Below are 456 nucleotides of genomic sequence, written 5' to 3' on the forward strand. Positions count from 1 at the left end.
AGTTTAACCTTCGGGAGGACGCTTGCCACTTTGTGGTTCATGACTGGGGTGAAGTCGTAACAAGGTAGCGCTAGGGGAACCTGGCGCTGGATCACCTCCTTATACGAATGATTATTGCGATGAGTGTTCACACAGATTGATGGTTTATACGTTTTAGAGACGATACTGGGTCTGTAGCTCAGGTGGTTAGAGCGTTCGCCTGATAAGCGAGAGGTCGGTGGTTCGAGTCCACTCAGACCCACCAATCTTCCTCCCAGAGGATTGGCACACAGTATCAACACCTGATGGGGCTATAGCTCAGCTGGGAGAGCGCCTGCCTTGCACGCAGGAGGTCAGCAGTTCGATCCTGCTTAGCTCCACCATCTTTAAGCACATTTGCTTAAGTGTTCTTAAACATGGTTTTCATCAGAAAATCTGCTCTTTAACAATTTGGAAAGCTGACAAAACAATCTTTTA

At 47.8% G+C, this 456-nt stretch carries 2 tRNA genes and 1 rRNA gene; all 3 read left to right on the forward strand.

The annotated features are described in order from the left end of the window. Positions 1-102, forward strand: a 16S ribosomal RNA gene (locus JIG40_RS13580); the annotation flags it as partial. Positions 103-167: 65 nt separating this feature from the next. Further along, a tRNA-Ile gene (locus tag JIG40_RS13585) sits at positions 168-244 on the forward strand. Positions 245-286: 42 nt separating this feature from the next. Next, positions 287-362, forward strand: a tRNA-Ala gene (locus JIG40_RS13590). The last annotated feature ends 94 nt before the right edge of the window (positions 363-456 follow it).

It is taken from the genome of Vibrio sp. bablab_jr001 (assembly GCF_016464285.1).
Classification (GTDB): Bacteria; Pseudomonadota; Gammaproteobacteria; order Enterobacterales; family Vibrionaceae; genus Vibrio; species Vibrio fluvialis.